The sequence below is a fragment of the uncultured Massilia sp. genome (genome assembly GCF_913773735.1).
Classification (GTDB): domain Bacteria; phylum Pseudomonadota; class Gammaproteobacteria; order Burkholderiales; family Burkholderiaceae_D; genus Telluria.
On record NZ_CAJYEB010000025.1, the window covers coordinates 49,628 to 68,159 of the forward strand.

The 18,532-nt window shown below is 70.8% G+C and carries 16 protein-coding genes; 4 read left to right on the forward strand and 12 right to left on the reverse strand.

Features of this window, described 5'->3' with window-relative positions; genetic code table 11:
• Positions 1-355 precede the first annotated feature (355 nt).
• The 10 genes from QZ749_RS12990 to QZ749_RS13035 all read right to left on the reverse strand — a co-directional run bounded on the left by QZ749_RS12990 (position 356) and on the right by QZ749_RS13035 (position 11,914).
• Positions 356-2,584, reverse strand: a complete 2,229-nt coding sequence (locus QZ749_RS12990) for a molybdopterin cofactor-binding domain-containing protein (protein WP_296947461.1) — start codon at positions 2,582-2,584, stop codon at positions 356-358.
• Complete coding sequence (locus QZ749_RS12995) at positions 2,581-3,042, reverse strand: (2Fe-2S)-binding protein (RefSeq protein WP_296947465.1); 462 nt, start codon at positions 3,040-3,042, stop codon at positions 2,581-2,583. Before QZ749_RS12995 ends, QZ749_RS12990 begins: the two co-directional genes overlap by 4 nt.
• A complete protein-coding gene (locus tag QZ749_RS13000; protein ID WP_296947469.1) occupies positions 3,039-4,307 on the reverse strand; it encodes a cytochrome c in 1,269 nt (422 codons plus the stop codon). The genes QZ749_RS12995 and QZ749_RS13000 overlap by 4 nt, the downstream gene beginning before the upstream one ends.
• 42 nt (positions 4,308-4,349) lie before the next feature.
• Positions 4,350-6,008, reverse strand: coding sequence for a methyl-accepting chemotaxis protein (locus tag QZ749_RS13005; protein ID WP_296947472.1), 1,659 nt, complete (start codon positions 6,006-6,008; stop codon positions 4,350-4,352).
• An 83-nt stretch (positions 6,009-6,091) separates the two neighbouring features.
• Positions 6,092-7,159 carry an alkene reductase gene (locus tag QZ749_RS13010; RefSeq protein ID WP_296947476.1) on the reverse strand — a complete coding sequence of 356 codons (1,068 nt, stop codon included), beginning with the start codon at positions 7,157-7,159 and terminating at the stop codon, positions 6,092-6,094.
• Positions 7,160-7,325: 166 nt separating this feature from the next.
• Positions 7,326-8,030, reverse strand: a complete 705-nt coding sequence (locus tag QZ749_RS13015; protein ID WP_296947478.1) for an ABC transporter ATP-binding protein — start codon at positions 8,028-8,030, stop codon at positions 7,326-7,328.
• 12 nt (positions 8,031-8,042) lie between these two features.
• A complete protein-coding gene (locus QZ749_RS13020) occupies positions 8,043-8,786 on the reverse strand; it encodes an ABC transporter ATP-binding protein (protein WP_296947481.1) in 744 nt (247 codons plus the stop codon).
• Positions 8,776-9,759, reverse strand: a complete 984-nt coding sequence (locus QZ749_RS13025) for a branched-chain amino acid ABC transporter permease (RefSeq protein ID WP_296947483.1) — start codon at positions 9,757-9,759, stop codon at positions 8,776-8,778. The genes QZ749_RS13020 and QZ749_RS13025 overlap by 11 nt, the downstream gene beginning before the upstream one ends.
• 10 nt (positions 9,760-9,769) lie before the next feature.
• Positions 9,770-10,645, reverse strand: a complete 876-nt coding sequence (locus QZ749_RS13030) for a branched-chain amino acid ABC transporter permease (protein ID WP_373896822.1) — start codon at positions 10,643-10,645, stop codon at positions 9,770-9,772.
• Between the two features lie 57 nt (positions 10,646-10,702).
• The gene (locus tag QZ749_RS13035; protein WP_296947486.1) at positions 10,703-11,914 is read right to left on the reverse strand and encodes an ABC transporter substrate-binding protein; all 1,212 of its coding nucleotides are present in this window, start codon (positions 11,912-11,914) and stop codon (positions 10,703-10,705) included.
• Between the two features lie 176 nt (positions 11,915-12,090).
• On the opposite strand from QZ749_RS13035, the gene QZ749_RS13040 reads away from it, so the two are divergent.
• From QZ749_RS13040 to QZ749_RS13050, 3 genes are all read left to right on the forward strand, one after another.
• Complete coding sequence (locus tag QZ749_RS13040; RefSeq protein WP_296947488.1) at positions 12,091-12,540, forward strand: VOC family protein; 450 nt, start codon at positions 12,091-12,093, stop codon at positions 12,538-12,540.
• An 85-nt stretch (positions 12,541-12,625) separates the two neighbouring features.
• On the forward strand, positions 12,626-13,843 hold the full coding sequence (locus tag QZ749_RS13045) for an FAD binding domain-containing protein (RefSeq protein WP_296947490.1): 1,218 nt from the start codon (positions 12,626-12,628) through the stop codon (positions 13,841-13,843).
• A gap of 147 nt (positions 13,844-13,990) precedes the next feature.
• Positions 13,991-14,713 carry a TetR/AcrR family transcriptional regulator gene (locus QZ749_RS13050; protein WP_296947493.1) on the forward strand — a complete coding sequence of 241 codons (723 nt, stop codon included), beginning with the start codon at positions 13,991-13,993 and terminating at the stop codon, positions 14,711-14,713.
• Positions 14,714-14,717: 4 nt separating this feature from the next.
• On the opposite strand, the gene QZ749_RS13055 is transcribed toward QZ749_RS13050, so the two are convergent.
• The gene (locus tag QZ749_RS13055; RefSeq protein ID WP_296947496.1) at positions 14,718-15,830 is read right to left on the reverse strand and encodes an amidohydrolase family protein; all 1,113 of its coding nucleotides are present in this window, start codon (positions 15,828-15,830) and stop codon (positions 14,718-14,720) included.
• Positions 15,831-16,054: 224 nt separating this feature from the next.
• Here QZ749_RS13055 and QZ749_RS13060 point away from each other — a divergent pair, with 224 nt between their 5' ends.
• Positions 16,055-17,074 (forward strand): porin, encoded by a 1,020-nt coding sequence (locus QZ749_RS13060; protein WP_296947498.1) that lies wholly within the window; start codon positions 16,055-16,057, stop codon positions 17,072-17,074.
• Between the two features lie 104 nt (positions 17,075-17,178).
• On the opposite strand, the gene QZ749_RS13065 is transcribed toward QZ749_RS13060, so the two are convergent.
• Positions 17,179-18,399, reverse strand: coding sequence for an MFS transporter (locus QZ749_RS13065; protein ID WP_296947500.1), 1,221 nt, complete (start codon positions 18,397-18,399; stop codon positions 17,179-17,181).
• Positions 18,400-18,532 lie beyond the last annotated feature (133 nt).

Below are 18,532 nucleotides of genomic sequence, written 5' to 3' on the forward strand. Positions count from 1 at the left end.
ACTATGAGGTTTTCGGACTTTTCAGAGTAGCAAGCCGGGAGGCATAAGGTTTATTCCCTGGAGCGTAGAACTCGCCGCGGGGGCCGCCGGAGGCGCTCGGGGCTGCGCCTGCATGTCCATGCGGCTGGACTGATGGGATACGCATGCGCGGTGGTGCGCCGACTCATGGAGTGGTGGAACGCAGGCCCGCCTGCGACACCGCCCGGACGGCGTCGAGTCCTGCGCTCCCCTTCACGTCGACGATCCCGGACACCCTGACGCCCGCGTGCACGCCGCGCGACCTCGGCTTGCGCATCCTCTCCCGCGCCTGCCCGTCCCGACGCGTGCGCCCCGCGGCGGCAGGGGCCACGGACGATCACGCCGGCCGGCGCAGCAATGGCAGGTCGTTGCGGCGCGTGCCGGCGGCCTGCGCCAGCGCGTTCGCCAGCGCCGCCGCCATGGGGCCCTGCGCGGCTTCGGCGACGCCCAGCAGGGGTTCGCCCGGCCGGTCGATCAAGTCCACGTCGATCCGCTCCGGCACGCCGGAAAAGCGCATGATCGGATAGGCGCTCCAGTCGAAGCTGGCGATGCCCTGCGGACCGTAGCGCAGCTGCTCCTGCAGCGTCCAGCTGGCGGACTGGATGATGGCGCCTTCGAGCTGGTTGCGGGCGCCGTCGGGATTCACGACCTGGCCGCAGTCGGCCGCGCAGGCCACGCGCAGGATGCGCACCTCCTCGCGGTCGGCGTCGAACGCCAGCTCGACCGCGATGGCGACGTAGGCCATGCGGTTCTTGTACTGGCCGAAGCCGAACCCGAGGCCGTGCCGGCGCGCGGCCCTGGCGCCGGCCTTCCAGCCGAACAGCGCGGCGGCGCGTTCCACCACCGCGCGGGCGCGCGGCTGGGCGGCCAGGTGGTCGAGGCGGAAGCGCACCGGATCGGCGCCGGCCAGCGCCGCCAGCTGGTCGATGGTGCTCTCGATCGCGGTCACGTTCAGGTGCGCGCCGAGCGAGCGCATGGCCGAGGTGCGCAGCGGTGTCACCGGCAGGAAGTGGTTGACGACGCGGGCGTTCGGGATGTCGTACAGCGGCAGCGCGTTGCGGTCGCCGCCACCCTCCGGCTGCGGCATCGGCAGCGAGGGCGAGGGCACGAAGGGCGTGGCCAGCAGGCGCGCCGGCAGCAGCTTGCCGGCATTGCCGGGGCGCTCGTTGTGCGAGCCGCTCCACAAGGCGTAGTCCCACTGGTCGATCCGGCCGCCGGCGTCGAGGCTGGCGCGCACCGTCGTCACCATCGCCGGCGCGTACGGCTCCCACAGGTTCTCCTGGTCGCGCATCCACTGCACGCGCACCGGGCTGCCGGGCGCCGCGCAGGCCAGCAGCGCGGCGTCGGCGGCCACGTCGTCGGCGCCGTTGTGGCCGTAGCAGCCCGACCCCTCGGTATGGATGCAGCGCACCTTCTCGAGCGGCATGCGCACCATTTCCGCGAGCGCCGCGCGCAGCGGATACACGCCCTGGGTGTGGGTCCAGACGGTCAGCACGCCATCCTTCAACAGGCCGAGCGCGCACGACGGCCCGATCGAGCCGTGCAGCACGTACTGCTTGGTGTAGCGCGCGGCGACAGTCGGTCCGGCCGGCGCGCGCCGCTCGCCCTTGTCCAGGATCACGATGTCCTGCGCCGGCAGCGCCTGCAGCGTGGCGTGGATCGCGTCCGGGCGCGGCAGCGCGGCGCCGCCGGCCCAGCGCGCGCTGGCCGCCAGCGCGTTCATGGCGCCGATCGCGCGCCATTCGTCGTCGGCCAGCACGGCCAGGTAGTCGCCGTCGCGCACCACCTGGCGCACGCCGGCCATGCGCCGCACCCCGGCCAGGTCGGCCGATGCCAGGCGCGCGCCGGGACGCGGCGGGCGCACCACGCGCGCGTGCAGCATGCCGGGCGGGCGCATGTCCTGCACGTAGGCCGCGCCGCCGCTCACCTTGGCCGGGATGTCCACGCGCGGCACGCTCTTGCCGATCAGGCGGTAGCGCGCCGGGTCGCGCAACGGCGAGGTCGGCGCGGCTTCGCGGTGCAGGCCGGCGCCGTCCAGGCCCCTCAGCGCGTCGCCGTAGTGCATGCTGGCGCCGCCCGCGCCGAGCACGCGCCCGGCCTGCAGGCGCACGGTATCGGGCGCCACCCGCCACTGGGCGGCGGCGCCGGCGCGCAGCAGCGCCGCCACCTGGCTGGCCGCGTGCAGCAGCGCGGTGCCGCTGTCGGCCATCGTGTGGCTGCCGGCGGTATAGCCTTCGTTCGGCGTCAGCAGCGTGTCGCCGCCGACGAAGCGGATGTCGGCCGGGGCCAGCTCCAGCGGTTCCAGCGCCACCTGCATCAGCGCGGTACGCACGCCGGTGCCCAGTTCGACCTTGCCGCTGCAGACGGTGACCTTGCCGTCCGGCGCGACCTGGATCCAGGCGTCCAGCAGCGGCGTGTTCTTCAGGCTGCCCGGCAGCTTCGGGTTGGCCAGCTTCGGCAGGCCCATCGCGTTGAACTCGGCCAGGGCGGAGGGCAGCAGCGAGATGCCGACGATCAGCGCGCCGCCCTTCAGGATGGCGCGGCGGGCGTGGTCGGGCGCGTTCATGCGGCACCTCCGGCGACGTCCTTGATCGCCGCCAGGATGCGGTGGTGCGTGCCGCAGCGGCACAGGTTGGGTTCCATGTGGCGGCGGATCTGCTGCTCGTTCGGGTGCGGATGGGCGTCCAGCAGGGCTTGCGCGCGCGTCAGCATCCCCGCGATGCAGTAGCCGCACTGCGCCGCCTGGTGCTTGATGAAGGCGGCCTGCAGCCTGCCCGGCCGCTCGGCGCTGCCCATGCCCTCGACGGTGCGCACGGCGCGGCCCTCGAGGGCCGCCAGCGGCGTCAGGCAGGAAAACACCGGCTTGCCGTCGACGATGACGGTGCAGGCGCCGCACTGGCCCATGCCGCAGCCGAACTTGGCCCCGTTCAGGCGCAGCTCGTTGCGCAGCACGTACAGCAGCGGGGTGGCGGGATCGGCCTGCAGCGCGTGCGGCCTGCCGTTGATGGTGACGCGGGTCGTCATTGCGGGGTCTCCTTGCGCAGCGTGGCGCTCTTGGTGGCGGTGTCGGGCCAGGCGGCCCGGCCGGCGAGGCCGGTGCGGACATAGGCGGCCAGCTCGGCCACCTGGGCATCGCTCAGCGTGTCGGCGAACGGCGGCATGTACACCTTCGACCCGGTTTCCCAGGGAATGCCGTGCAGGACGGTCTGGACGAAGTTGTCGGGCCGCTCGCCCAGCACGGCGCTGCTGCGCGCCAGGCCGGGGCGGCCATCCACGCGCATCATCGGCGCGGCCGGCGCGTGGCAGCCGGCGCAGGCCGCGGCGAACAGGCGCCTGCCGGGCAGGTCGGCGGACAGGTCGGCGGAAGGCGGCGTGGGGGCGGCCGCGGGCGCGGCGGCGGGGCCGGCATCCTGGATCGACATCAGGTAGGCCGCCATCGCGTCCACGTCTTCGCGCGGCACGCCGGCGAGGCGCTCGGTCACCGGGCGCATCGGCCCCTTGGCGGCGCCGTGCGCGCCGGACAGGCCGCCGCGCAGGTAGTCCACCAGTTCGGCCTGCGTCCACGGCGCGGCCCCGCCGGTCAGGCGGGTGAGGGCGGGCGCGTCCCAGCCGTCGATGTTCCCGCCCTGGAACGGCGGATGGCGCTCGCCGCCGAGCAGGTTCATGCCGCTGTGGCAGGAGGCGCAGTGGCCGAGCGTGTCGACCAGGTAGCGCCCGCGCTCGAGCGGGGTCGCCTGGCGCGCCGGAATGCCGGCGTCGCCGGGGCGCAGGTACAGCATGTTCCAGAACGCCAGCAGCGGCCGGAAGTTGAGCGGTAACACCAGCGCGTTGTCCGGCGGCGTCGCGCGCACCGGCTCGCGCGACATCAGGTAGTGGTAGCTGGCCTCGATGTCGGCATCCGACATGCGCGTGGTGTGGATGTAGGGGAAGGCGGGATACAGCAGGTGCCCGTCGCGCGACACGCCTTCGCGCAGCGCGCGCCGGAACGCCTGCGCCGACCAGCGCCCGATGCCCGTCTCCGGGTCCGGCGTGATGTTGGTGCTGTAGATGGTGCCGAACGGCGTGTCCAGTCCCAGGCCGCCGGCGTAGGCGGCACCGCCCCTGGCGGTGTGGCAGACCATGCAGTCGCCCAGCGCCACGACGCGGGCGCCGGCGGCGAGCACGGCGGGAGCGGCCGCCGCCGCGGGTGGATCGACCGGGGCGATCGGCTCGGCCCGCGTCCACAGGGCCAGGCCGGCCGCCGCGACGGCGAGCGCCGCCACGGCGGCGGCGGTGATGCGTAGTCTCATCGTGTTCCGTTCATGGTGAAAGAGTCGGTGGAAAGGACGCCGTCACGCCACCAGGCGCAGCGCGGGCGCGCGCTGTGTGCCGGCCGCCGCCGCTGCCGCTGCTGCTGCTGCTGCCGTGGACGGCGCGGTCGCGGGCACGGCGGCGCCGGCGTCGTGCGCGAGGCGGAAGCTGCCGACCAGGCGCGCAAGCGCGCCGGCCTGCTCGTGCAGGCTGCCGGCGGCGGCGGCCGCTTCCTCGACCAGCGCCGCGTTCTGCTGGGTGACCGCATCCATCTCGGTGATGGCGATGTTCACGTGGCCGATGCCCGTGCGCTGCTCGGCAGAGGCCGCGGTGATGGCGGCGATGATGGCGCCGACCCGCTCGACGCTGCCCACCACCTCGTCCATCGTGGCGCCGGCGCGCGCGACCATCTGGCCGCCGGTGCCGATGCTGCGCACGCTGTCGTCGATCAGCACCTTGATTTCCTTGGCGGCCGCGGCGCTGCGCTGCGCCAGGTTGCGCACCTCCGCCGCCACCACCGCGAAGCCGCGGCCCTGTTCGCCGGCGCGCGCCGCCTCGACGGCGGCGTTGAGCGCCAGGATATTGGTCTGGAAGGCGATGCCTTCGATGACGCCGATGATCGCCTCGATGCGGCCGGCGCTGGCGTGTATCGCGTCCATCGTCTGCACCACCTGCGCGACGGCGCCGCCGCCGCGCCGCGCCACGTCGGACGCCGACACGGCCAGCGCGTTCGCATCGCGCGAACTTTCGGCGTTCTGTGCCACCGCCTGGGTCAGCTGCTCCATCGACGCCGCCGTCTCTTCCAGCGAGCTGGCCTGCGATTCGGTGCGGTTCGACAGGTCGGCGTTGCCGGCGGCGATCTGCGACGAGGCGGTGGCGATGGTGTCGGCGCTGGAACGGATGGCGCCGATCATGCCGGCCAGGTTTTCCTGCATCGTCTTCATCGCGAACAGCAGGCTGGAACGGTCGGCCGCGCCGGTGCGCACCGTCATGCTCAGGTCGTGGGCCGCGATGCGCAGCGCGACGTCCGCCGCATACTCCGGGCTGCCGCCGATGGTGCGCTGCAGGCTGCGGTTGACGCCGACGACGATGGCCGACAGCAAGGCGCAGGCCGCGGCGATCACCAGCAGCCCCTGGCCCAGCGCCTCGCGGAACGCCGCCTCGATGTCGTCGACGTACACGCCGGTGACCAGTGCCCAGCCCCATGGCTTGTAGCTGTCGATGCGCGCCAGCTTGGACGACGTCTCCTGCCGGCCCGGCCGCAGCCACAGATAGGAAATGAATCCCTGGCCGGCGTCGGACGCGGCCAGGCGGGCGATCTCGCGGTAGACGAAGATGCCGTCCGGCGAGCGGAACGCGCTCATGTCCTTGCCGTCGTTGTCCGGCTTGCCCGGGTTCTGGATCTGGCGGCCGTCCATGCCCGTCAGCGACACGTAGCCGTCCTCGCCGTAGCGCATCGCCTTCAGCACGGCCCTGGCGCGCGACTTGGCCTCGTCCTCGCTCATGCGTCCGGCTTGCGCCTGGGCGGCGAAATCGGCGACGACGGAACGCGCCATCTTGCCGACGTTGACGAGGTCCGCCTTGCGCTCGGCCACGCGCAGCTCGCGCGCCTGCAGCACGTCGTAGCCCGAGATGGCGCACAGGCAGGCGAGGCTGGCCACCAGCGGCAGCCATAGTTTTTGACGAAAAGTGAAGTGCATGGGAATCCCTGTTGATCGATTGCTGTTCGTTGTGGTCGCGATCGATACGATGGTTCGGGTATGCACTCGCGAAGTTGCAGAGATTAAATGATCGAACGATCACTAGCAAGCGCTAAATGTGCCGGTTCGCGCGGATGCGACAGTCGGTCGCCTTCGTCCGGCGCGGCGCCGTCAAGGCGGTGGCGCCCGAGCGCGACCATGTCGGCCTGCCCGGATGCCAGCAGCGCCGCCCCGGCCGCCCGGTCGGTTCCACAGCCGGCGATGACGACGCCGCAGAAGTGCGGACGCACGATCGCGAGCAGGCGCTGCATCTCGGGCATGCCGCCCCGCTCATCGCAATCGGTCGCGTGGAGGTAGGCGACGCCGGCGACGCCGAGCACGCGCGCCAGGTAGGTGTAGGTCGCCACCGCATCCGGGTCGGGCGCGTTGTTGCGGGTGGAGAAAGGCGAGATGCGCACGCCGACGCGGCCGGCCGGCACTTCCTCGAGCACGGCGCGCAGCACCAGGTCGAGGAAGCGCACGCGGTCCACCAGCTGGCCGCCGAACAGGTCGGCGCGGCGGTTGGTGTGCGGCGACAGGAACTGCTGCGGCAGGTAGCCGTCGCCGGCGTGGATCTCGACGCCGTCCAGGCCCGCGCGCAGCGCGTTGCGGGCGGCGGCGCGGAATTCCTCGACGGCGCAGTGGATCTCTGCGATCGTCATCGCGCGCGCCGGCGAGGCCGCGATGCGGCCGTGGCAGCCGTTGGCCAGGCGCGCGTACACCCGCAGCAGGTGCAGGTCGTCGTCGACGGCGGACGGCGCCAGCGGCGCGCGTCCTTCCAGCAGCGCGTACGAGCTCACGCGGCCGCTGTGGCACAGCGGCGCGAACACGGTGCCGCCCGCGGCGTGCACCGCCGCGGCGACGCGGCGCCAGCCCTGCACCTGCGCCTGGCCGTACAGGCCGGGCGCCAGTTCGTCGGCGACCGCATTGCGCGACACGCTGGCCGCGTCGGCGATCACCAGGCCCGCCGTCGCGCACTGTGCATGGTCGGCGGCGCTGGCGGCGCCGGGCACGCCGTCCGCGCCGCAGCGCGCATGCGGCGGCGGTGACAGCGCGATGCGATTGGGCAGGGTCAGGTCGCCGAGGCGGACGGGATCGAGAAGGCTGGTCATGGCGTGGCTCCGGGGCGAAGGACGGACCGACTGTAACGGCGGCCCCGGCGCGCGATAAGCCGGCGCGGATCGACAACACCGTTGCGCTCCAGGCAAGGATGGCCCGGTCGAGCCGGCGTCGCTGCCTGCCGGTCCGTCCCCGGCACGGCGCTGAAGGCCGCGCCGGTCACACCGCGCAATAGCGCTCCTGGATCGCCGGATCGGCCAGCATGACGTCGGCACGCTCCGCATACACGATCGCGCCCTGGTCCAGGATGTAGGCCCGGTCCGAGATCGCCAGCGCCGTCTCCACGCTCTGCTCGACCAGCAGGATGGTCTTGCCCTCGCGCTTGAGCTGCGCGAACAACGCGAACATCTCGTCCACGAGCACCGGCATGATGCCCTCGGACGGCTCGTCCAGCAGGATCATGTCCGGGTCGGACGCGGTCGCGCGCGCGATCGCCAGCATCTGCTGCTCGCCGCCCGACATCGTCACCGCTTCCTGGTGCAGGCGCTCCTTCAGGCGCGGGAAGGTGGCGGCGATGCGCTCGACGATTTCCGCCTCGTGCTTCGCCTTGTCCGAGGCCAGGATCCCGAGCCGCAGGTTCTCCAGCACCGTCATGCCCGGCACGATGCGCCGCTCCTCCGGCACATAGGCCAGGCCCAGGCCGTAGCGCTTGTGGGCGGGCAGGCCGAGCAGCTGGCGGCCCTTGAACGCGACGCTGCCGCCGGTGTTGGCCACCAGGCCCATGACGCTCTTGATCAGGGTGGTCTTGCCGGCCCCGTTGCGGCCCAGCAGGGACACGACCTCGCCCCGGTCGACGTCCAGGCTGACGTCCTGCAGGATGTGGCTGGTGCCGTACCAGGCGTTCAGCTTGTCGATCTTCAGCATGTGCTTCTCCAGTCAGTGGCGTCCGAGGTAGACGCGGCGCACCTCGTCGTTGGCGCGGATGTCGGCCGGCGTGCCGGCGGCCAGCAGTTCGCCGTGGTGCAGCACCACGATGCGGTCGCTGATGCCCATCACCATCTTCATCTTGTGTTCGACCAGCACGACGGTGCGCTGGGCGGCCAGGCGCACGATCAGGTCCATCATCGTGCGCGTCTCTTCCGGACTCATGCCGGCGGTGGGCTCGTCCATCAGCAGCAGCTTCGGGTCGGTCGCCAGCGCGATCGCGATTTCCAGCGCGCGCTGCTGGCCGTGCGCCAGTTCGCGCGCGGGGCGGGCCGCGTGCTGGCCCAGGCCGACCAGCTGCAGCAGGTCGCGGGCGCGCGGCTCCAGGTCCAGCGTGTCGCGCCGGCGCCAGAAGTTCAGCCGCGCCACGCGCGCCTGCAGCGCGACGCGCACGTTCTCCAGCACGCTGAACGAGGGGAACACGTTGGTGATCTGGAACGACTTGGCCACGCCGATGTGCGAGAACGCGTGCTGGCGCAGGCGCGACGTCTCGACGCCGTCGAACAGCACGCGGCCGGACGACGGTGCGAAGCTGCCCGACAGCACGTTGAAGAAGGTGCTCTTGCCGGCGCCGTTGGGGCCGATGATCGAGGTGAGCCTGCCGCGCTCGAAGTCGACCGAGACGTCGTTCAGCGCGGTGAACTTGCCGAAGCGGCGCGTCAGGTGCTCGGTGCGCAGGATGATGTCAGCGGCCATCGGTCTTCTCCAGGAAGGTGCCCCATACCCCTTTCGGGAAGAACAGGACGAAGAACATGAAGATCGCACCGACGTACAGCTGCCAGTGCTCGGTCCAGAGCGAGAACACGTCCTGGATCAGCAGGAACAGGGCGGCGCCGACGAAGGGGCCGAAGAAGGTGCCCATGCCGCCCAGCAGGCACAGCATGACGACCAGGCCCGAGGTCTCGTAGTGCAGGCTCTCGATGGCGACGCTGGACAGGTGGATCGCGTTCAATGCGCCGGCCAGGCCGCACACGGCGCCGGACAGCACGAAGGCGATCAGCTTGGTGTGCTCGACGTGGAAGCCGCAGGCGCGGGTGCGCGCCTCGTTCTCGCGGATCGCTTCCACCGCGCCGCCGAACGGCGAGGCCAGCACGCGCGACAGCGCCAGCAGCGCCAGCGCCACCACGGCGAGGAAGGCGAAGTACTTGACGGTCGGGTCGAGCAGGTCGAGCGTCACGCCGGGCAGGCGCAGCGTGGCCACGTTGACCCCGCGCAGCCCGTTCTCGCCGCCGGACTCGGGCAGCTGGTAGACCAGGAAGTACACGCATTGCGACAGCGCCAGCGTGACCATGGCGAAGTAGATGCCGCGCGTGCGGATCGCCAGCAGGCCCATGGCCAGCGCCAGCACGGCGGCGATGACGACGGCGGCGGGCAGCGCGATCCACCACGGCTGGCCGGCCTGGGCGATCAGGATCCCGGCGCCGTAGGCCCCGACGCCGAAGAAGGCGGCGTGGCCGAACGACAGCATCCCCATGTAGCCGAACATCAGGTTGAAGCCGGCGCCGAACAGGCCGTAGACCAGGATATTGGTGGCCACCGACTGGTTCGGGACCAGCCAGGGCAGGATCGCCAGCACCAGCACGCTGGCCAGCACGCGGTGCGTGCGGACGTGGCGGAACAGCGCGCGCGGCGCGGGCGCCGCGCGCAGGATATCGGTATGTGCATTCATGCTCGACCTCTCAATTCATCAAGCCGGCGCGGCCGAACAGGCCTTGCGGGCGCAACAGCAGGACCAGGGCCATGATGAGGAACATCGACACCTTGGCCGCTTCCGGCACGAACAGCACGGCCATGCTCTCGACGACGCCGACCAGGATGCCGGCGACGATGGCGCCGGCCAGCGATCCCATGCCGCCCACCACCGTGACCACGAAGGCGACGGTCAGCACCGAGCCGCCCATTTCCGGGCTGATCCCCTGCAGCGGCGCGGCCAGGAATCCGGCCAGGCCGGCCACGCCGGTGCCCACGCCGAACACGATCAGCCAGACCCGGGCCACGTCGATGCCGAGGATGCGCACGATCTGCGGATCGCGCGCGCCGGCCCGCACGACCAGGCCGAACGAGGTCTTCTCGATGAAGACCCACAGCGCCAGCAGCACCAGCGCGGTGACGCCGATCACGAACAGGCGGTACAGCGGGAACTGCCCGACCAGGATGTCCGCCGCGCCCTGCAGCAGTTCCGGCGTGTCGACCGGCAGGCCCTGCTTGCCGAAGCCGATGCGCACCAGTTCCACCATCACGTAGGCGAGGCCGAAGGTCAGCAGCAGCGGATAGTCGATGCCCCGTCCGTACAGGGGCCGCACCAGCGTGCGCTCGGCCAGCATGCCGAGCGCGCCCGTGACGAGCGGTACCAGCACGAGGCACAGCCAGAAGTTCGGCACCCAGCCGTACAGCAGGTAGCCGGCGTAGGCGCCGACCATGAAGAAGGCGCCGTGCGCGAAGTTCACGACGGTCAGCATGCCGAAGATCAGCGACAGGCCGACCGCCAGCAGCACGTAGACCGCGCCCAGCGCGAGTCCGGTGAACAGCTGGAGTCCGACCAGCTGCAGAGTGATGCCGTCCATGCTACCTCCTGTCGATGGCGATGCGGGTGGGGTGGGGGACGCGGGCCATCATTGGTGGCCCAGTTCCGCGCAGCTGCGCAAGGTCAGGCTGGCGGCCGGCGCGACCTGCAGCACCGAGAACACGTCGGACGAACCCTTGGGCGCGTCCTTCGAGGCGATCACCAGCACCGACTGCACCGACTGGTGGTCGCAGGCGCGGTAGGACTGCATGCCCTTGTAGGTGTCGTAGCGCAGGCCGGCCAGCGCGTCCACGACCTTCTCGGTGTCGCTCGTGCCGGCCGCCTTCACCGCCATCAGCAGCGACTTCACGGCGGAATAGGCCATCGAGCCGTAGTCGGACGGCACGGCGCCGTTGAAGGCCTGGCGGTAGCGCGCGTTCAGCGCCCGGGCCGACGGCGTGTTCGCCTCGATCGACCAGTAATACGAACTGCCGCCGATCACGCCTTCGTAGACGCGCGGTCCGGCCGCCACGCGCGACGTGTAGGTCAGCACGGGCGTGACGAACTTCATCGCGGACTTCAGGCCGAAGTCGCCGGCCTGCCGGATCGAGATCTGGTTGTCGCGGCCGAAATTGTTGAACACGATGACATCCGGACGCATCGCCATCAGGCGCGGCAGGAACGCCGAATAGTCGGTGGCGCCCAGCGGGTGCCTGATCTCGCCCACCACGGTGGCGCCGACTTCCCTGGCCACGCGGGTGAAGCCGCGCGTCATCTCGTGGCCGTAGGCGTAGTCGGCGGTCAGGAAGGCGATGCGCATGCCTTTCTTGAACGCATAGCGCCCGACCGCCTGCGTCGTCATGTGCGGGTTCAGCGATTCGTGGAAGGTGTAGCGCGAGAAGTCGGTGGCCTCGTTGATGGCGTCGGACTGGCTGATCGAGATGTACGGGACCTTGCGCTGCTTGATCACGTTGTTGACCGCGAGCTGGGTCGCGGCCGACAGGCTGCCGACGATGAAATCGACGTGGTCCTTCTCGATCAGCTCGAGCGCGCGCGCGGCCGCCTCGGCCGGGTTCAGCTTGTCGTCGCGCACCAGCAGCTCGGCCTTGCGCCCGCCCAGGCCGCCGGCGTCGTTGAACTCCTTGACCGCCAGTTCGGCGTTGCGCACCTGGTCCTGCGCCTCGGCGCCGTAGGGGCCGGTGAGGGGAACGGGCAGGCCGATCCGGATGGGGCCGGACTGCGGCTGGGCATGGGCCGCGGGCGGCAGGGCGAATGCGAGTGCGATGCAGGCGGCGCCGGCAAGGGCATGGGGTGGCTTCATGTTGTCTCCGTTGTGGGAAAGCGTCGGACGGGCCGCGCTTGCGTTTCTTAAGTGAGCGTTTGATAAATAATCGATTGCGTGAATGGGAAAGTCAAGCGAATCTTTGCCGAATTGCGCTTGCTATTGATCGATCGATCACCTATATTCTGCCGTATCGAACAACAATGGAGGAGCACATGGGAATCAGGAAGCTGGGCCATTATTCGGTCCGCACGGTCGACCTGGAAGCGTCGCGCCGCTTCTACACCGGGGTTCTCGGATTGCGCGAGGGTTTCCGTCCGCCGTTCAAGTTTCCCGGCATCTGGCTGTATGCCGGCGGCGACGAGGCCGACTTCGGCGTGGTCCACATCATCGGCATCGACCGCGACGATCCGCAGGGCCTGAAGGATTACCTGGGCGACAAGGACGAGGCGGGACTCGCCGGCACCGGCGCGATCGACCACGTCGCGTTCCTGGCCACCGGGCTGGGCGCGATGCGCGCGCGCCTGGCCGACGCCGGCCACCCGTTCACCGAACGCACGGTGCCGTCGCTGGGCCTGTACCAGCTGTTCATCGCCGACCCGAGCGGCGTGACGGTGGAAATGAACTACCCGCACGACGAGGCCCGCGACCTCGGGCTGGCATAGCCGTGCCGGCGGCGGCATGGGCATGAGCGCAGGCAAGCACACTGACAACAACGCAGACAAGCATGCACACAAGGAGGAAGACACCATGGACAAGGGACGTGTAGCCATCATCGGCGGTTCGCTGGGCGGCCTGTTCGCCGCGAACCTGCTGCACCGCGCCGGCTGGCGGGTGGACGTGTACGAGCGCGTGAGCGAGGAACTGGCCGAACGGGGCGCCGGCGTCGTCACCCACCCCGAACTGTTCGACATCCTGGCGCTGATCGGCATCGACGATGCCCGCATCGGCGTCGAGGTCGCGTCGCGCCTGACGCTGTCGCGCGAGGGCGAGGTGGTCGGCGAGCATCCGCACCCGCAGGTGCTGACCGCGTGGGGGCGCCTGTATGCGCTGCTGCGCGCCGCCCTGCCGTCGGAGCACTACCACAATGGCAAGCAGATGGTCGGCCTGGTGCAGGACGGCGAAGGCGTGGTGGTGGACTTCGCGGACGGCAGCCAGGCCGCGGCGGACCTGCTGGTCGCCGCCGACGGCATCCGCTCCACGGTGCGCCAGCTGCTGGCGCCCGAGGTGCAGCCGCAGTACGCCGGCTACGTCGCCTGGCGTGGCCTGGTCGACGAAAGCGCGCTCAGTCCCGCGACGCACGGCCGCCTGTTCGGCCACTTCGGCTTCTGCCTGCCGCCGCGCGAGCAGATGCTGGGCTATCCGGTCGCCGGCGCCGGCAATGCGATGGAGGCCGGCAGCCGGCGCTACAACTTCGTCTGGTACCGCCCGGCCGACGAGGCCGAGGTGCTGCGCATGTCGACCGACAACGCGGGGCGGGTGCATGCGAAAGGCATTCCGCCGCCGTTGATCTCGGACGCCGTGCTGGCCGAGATCCGCACCGTCGCCGGCACGTCGCTGTCGCCCCAGTTCGCCGAAGTGGTGGCGCGCACGAGCCAGCCGTTCTTCCAGCCGATCTACGACCTCGAGTCGCCCCGGCTCGCCTTCGGCCGCGTGGCGCTGCTGGGCGATGCCGCCTTCGTCGCGCGCCCGCACTGCGGCATGGGCGTGACCAAGGCGGCCGGCGACGCGCTGGCGCTGGCCGGCTGGCTGGACAGGCTGCCGTCCGCGGCAGCGCTGGCCGCCTACTCCGACGAGCGCGTCGCCTACGGCAGCCGCATCGTCGCGCATGCGCGCCACCTGGGCGCCTACATGCAGGCGCAACTGGCGAACGAGCATGAGATGCGCATGGCGGAGCTGTACCGGACGCCGGCGGCGGTGATGCGCGAGACGGCGGTGCCGCCGCGGTTCGGGCAGGAGCCGGGCTGAACGGGGCGCGATGCCATCGTCCGCGCCTGCCCCGGCGCCGCGCCGTCGCCGCAACGGCGATGGCCGCACCGGCGCCGGCGCGCCCGGCCCGCGTTTGTCAAACGATCATCGACTCTCTATACTCGTGGCACACAAGGAAAGGCCAGAATGAGTTCGACTATCGTGAAGAAGACGCGCGCCGCCAAGGCCCCCAGGGCGCCCAAGGCACCCAGGGCCGAGGCGGCGCCGGCGGGCGCGCCCGAGACCGGGCGCCGCCTGGCGCGCGAAGACCGTGAAGCGCTGATCGTCCAGAAAGCCATCAAGTACTTCGCGACGCACGGCTTCTCGGCCAGCACGCGCGAACTGGCCAAGGAAATCGGGGTGTCGCAGCCGCTGCTCTACCGCTACTTCCCGAACAAGGAGGCGCTGGCCGACCGCGTGTTCCACGAAGTCTACCTGTCGCGCTGGAACCACGAGTGGGAAGACATCCTGAAGGACCGCACGCGGCCCCTGAGCGAGCGCCTGCAGGAGTTCTATCGCCAGTACGGCCGCGTGATCCTCAAGAGCGACTGGATCCGCATCTTCATCTTCGCCGGCCTCACGCGCGAGGGCATCAACACGCGCTACCTGGCGCGCCTGCGCGAACGCATCTTCGACGTCATCCTGGGCGAGCTGCGGCGCCAGTTCAAGGTGCCCGACCCGACCCCGCAGCAATACGAGGACGAGATCGAGTTCATCTGGGGACTGCATGCCGCGATCTTCTACGTCGGCGTGCGCAAGTGGATCTACGGCCTGCAGGTGCCGAAGGACCTCGATCGCGTGATCGAGCAGAAGGTGCACGCCTTCCTCGACAGCGCGCCCGCGGTCCTGAAGCGGATCCGCAAGCCCTGACCGCTCAGAGTCCCAGCAGGCGCCGCGCGTTGCCGCCGACGATGGCGGCCTTGTCGGCATCCGACAGCTGCGGCGTCGCCAGCACGTGCGCGACCGGCTGCGCCGACCACGGGAACGGGTGGTCGGAACCGAGCAGCACCTGCGAGGCGCCGACCTGGCGCACCAGGTGCTGCAGCGCCTGCGGCGTGAACACCAGGCTGTCGAAGTAGAGCTGGCTCACGTATTCGCTCGGGGCTTTTTTCAGCGCCGGGCCGTGGGCGCAGGCGCCCGGGTTGACGAAGCAGCCGTGGTCCATGCGCGCCGCCGACGCCGGGAGATAGCCGCCGCCGTGCGCGGCGCAGATCTTCAGTGCCGGGAACTTGTCGAGCACGCCCTCGAAGATGAAGTGCTGCAGCGCGATGGTGGTCTCGAGCGGGTAGCCGATCACGTTCGGCATCCAGCCGTTGCCGGCGAAGCGCTGCGCCAGTTCCGGCGTGCCGGTCGGGTGCACGAACAGCGTGGCGCCGAGCTCCTCGGCCCGCGCCCAGACCTGATGGAAGCGCGCGTCGGCGAAGTCGACGCCGGCCACGCTGCCGCCGATCGCCGCGCCGCGCAGGCCCAGCGTGCGCACCGCGTGGTCGAGTTCGCGCACGGCCAGGTCGGGGTGCTGCAGCGACAGCGAGGCGAACGCGGCGAAGCGGTCCGGCCGCGCCGCGCACAGTTCGGCCAGCTTTTCGTTCTGCAGGCGCACGATGCGCGCCGACAGGTTGCGCTCCTGCGTGTACCAGAACGGGTTGATGCTCAGGACTTCCATGTCCACGCCCTGGGCGTCCATCGCCGCCACCCGCTCGGCGACGACGATCATGTTTTCCTGGCCGCCCTTCATCGTCTTCGGGTAGAGCGCGAACACGTCGATGCCCATCAGGCGCAGCGCCTCGGGGATCACGCAATGGGCGTGCACGTCGATCGTGCGGACGGCCTGGCCGGCCAGGACCAGCGGGATCCGTTGCGCCGGCGTCGCGCCTGCCGGGGCGGGGGCGGGCGCGGCGTGCGCCGCGTCCAGCACGCCGCAGCCGGTGAGGACGATGCCACCGACGGCCAGCGTGCCATGCTTGAGGAAGTGTCTTCTATCGGTCATGCGATCTCCAATGTCGTGGTTGAGGCCATCTGCGTGGCCTTCTCTAATGATAGTTCGATCAATAAAAAAAACAAGGCGATTCCGTGCCGTGCGCGGAACATGGCGCGGAAACGACAGATATATGGTTGAAAATGGCGCGTTGCGCCGCGCGGTGCGCCGAACTCTTTGCGAAATTAAGTGATCGAACGATAATCAGGGACTCGATCACTTACAAGGAGACGGCATTGAAATCGATTCTCGCGACCAGCGCCCTGGCGGCGCTCGTCCTCGCCGGCGGCAACGCCTGCGCCCAGTCGGCGACCCAGGTCTACGGCCTGCTGGACATGTGGGCCGGGCGTTCCGGCATCAGCGGCGCCGGGCCGGCAACGACCCAGGTCAACAGCGGCGGCATGCAGACTTCGTACTGGGGCTTCGCCGGCGGCGAGGACCTCGGCGGCGGCCTGAAGGTCGTCTACGCGATCGAGGGCTACCTGCAGCTCGACACCGGCGCCGCCGGCCGCACCAATACCGACGCCATGTTCGCCCGCAACGCCTTCGTCGGCCTGCAGGGACGCGCCGGCGAACTCAAGCTCGGGCGCATCCTGAATCCGCTGTTCGTCGCGACCGCGCAATCGAATCCCTTCGGCGGCTCGATCCGCTTCGCGCCGTTGCTGGCCCAGGTCTGGTCGCCCACGATGGGCCGCGCGGTGTCGGGCGATACCAGCTGGGACAACGTCGTGTCGTACACCACGCCCGCGCTGTACGGTTTCCGGCTGGCCGCGCTGGCCTCGCTGGGGGAAACCACGTTCGGCGTGGCGACGCGCAACGATGGCCTGTTCCTGCATTATGCGAGCGGGCCCGCCGTGGCCTGGGTGGTCGCGCAGCGTGCCCGCGTCGGCCCCGGCCTGGCCAGGATCGGCGAGTCCGAGCAGCGCACGGTGTTCGCCGGCGGCAGCTACGACCTGGGCAAGGCCAAGCTGTTCGCCTCGTGGGACAGCGCCGACAGCCGCCGTCCGGACCTGAAGGCGAGGACGGCGCAGGCCGGCGTGGCCGTGCCGGCGGGCGGCGGCAGCGTCATGCTGTCGTTCGCCCGCACCGACATCGACGTGGCCGCCGGCGCCGACAACCGGCGCGATACCGGCGCCGTCGGCTACGACTACTTCCTGTCCAGGCGTACCGACTTGTACGCGGTCGCCCAGACCGACCGGCTCAGGAGCGCGAACCGCGCCAACACCTACGGCGTCGGCATCCGCCACAAGTTCTGAGCCCGCCGGTGCGCCGGCGCGGCATGATCCGTCCGGCGTTCGGCGTCCGGCGTCCGGCGACCGGCGACCGGCGACCGGCGACCGGCGACCGGCGCGGCGGCGGGTCAGGCCGCGCGCTGCGCCGCCTTGTGCCCGGCCAGCTCGCCGAACCAGTACAGCAGGGCCAGCGCCGGGAAGGCCATGCCGGTCAGCAGCGCGGCGTGCCAGCCGTGGTGGGCGAAGACCCAGGCGCCCGCCGCGGAGCCGAGCGCGCCGCCGGCGAAGAACAGCGCGAAATAGATGCCGTTCAGGCGGCTGCGGATTTCCGCGCCGAGCGAGAAGATGGCGCGCTGGCCCAGCACCAGGTTGGCGGCGACGGCCATGTCGAGCACGATCGAGGCGACCGTCAGGATGGCGATGCCGGCGGCGCGCGACTCCGGCTGGTACAGCGGCAGCGCGAAGCCGACGATGCCCAGCACCAGCGCGGCCGCGGTGGCCGGCAGCGTGTGGCCGCCGTCGGCCAGGCGGCCGGCGATCGGCGAGGCGATCGCGCCGGCCATGCCGACCAGGGCGAAGATCGCGATGCCGGTGCCCGACAGGTGGAATTGCGGGCCTTCCAGCATCAGCGGGGCCACGGTCCAGAACAGGCTGAACGACCCGAACAGGCCCGCATGGTAGGCGGCGCGGCGGCGCAGCACCGGCGTGGTGGCCAGCAGGTGCCAGAGCGAGCCGATCAGCTTGCCGTACGACAGGGTCGACGTCGGCACGCGCTGCGGCAGTTTGTTGCGCAGGATGAACGCCAGCGCCAGGATCGCGACGGCTGCGCCGCCGAACACCGTGTGCCAGCCGGCGTGGTCGGCGATCAGGCTCGCCGCCGGGCGCGCCAGCATGATGCCCAGCAGCAGGCCGCTGACGACCTTGCCGACCGCCTGGCCGCGCGTGGCTTCGCGCGACAGGTGGGCGGCGAAGGGCACCAGGATCTGGGCCGCGACGGAACCGAGCCCGATGCCGAGCGAGGCGGCCAGGAACAGCCAGGCGTTCGGGCTGAAGGCGGCGGCCAGCAGCGCCGCGGCGGTGGCGAGCAGCAGCGTGCACACCAGCTTGCGGTTTTCGACCAGGTCGCCCAGCGGGACGATGAACAGCAGGCCGAGGGCGTAGCCGACCTGCGTCAGCGTCACGATCAGGCCGGCCGCCTGGGGCGACAACCCGGTGGCGGCGCTGATCGGGCCGACCAGGGTCTGGGCGTAATAGAGGTTGGCGACGATCAGGCCGGCGGCGGTGGCCAGCAGGCGCACCATGCCCGGCGAGATGTCGGGAGCGTAGTTGGACGTGTGATTCGTGGTCATCGTGTGTTCCTGTCTGATGGGGACCGGAGGAGTCGCATCCACTCGGCACGCATCGATTGATTATCGGTCGATCATCTTTTTTTCCGGTCCGGCGCAGGCGGGACCGATGGAAGGATTGTAGTTCCGCCGGACC